At 57.9% G+C, this 271-nt stretch carries 1 protein-coding gene; it reads right to left on the reverse strand.

What is annotated here, in order from left to right:
- The coding region (locus tag IV91_RS0115350; protein ID WP_035419182.1) for a Crp/Fnr family transcriptional regulator at positions 1 to 271 on the reverse strand (271 nt) is incomplete at both ends.

A 271-nucleotide genomic window follows, 5' to 3' on the forward strand; every position in this document is an offset into this window, starting at 1 on the left:
ACGTACCCCGAGCATGGCGGCGATCAGTTCCTGGGTCATGATCAGTTCGTTGGAGGGCAAACGATCGAGGCTCAGCAGGAGCCATCGGCAGAACTGCTGATCCAGGGTGTGATGCCGGTTGCATACTGCGGTTTGTGCCATCTGCGTCAGCAAGGCCTGAGTGTAGCGCAGCAACAGATGCTGCATCGGACCCGCGCGGAAAAACTCGTTTTTAAGAAACTGACCCTTCAGTCGGTAGGCATTGCCGGCACTTTGCACCACTGCCCGGCTG

This window comes from Ferrovum myxofaciens (assembly GCF_000735045.1).
Classification (GTDB): domain Bacteria; phylum Pseudomonadota; class Gammaproteobacteria; order Burkholderiales; family Ferrovaceae; genus Ferrovum; species Ferrovum myxofaciens.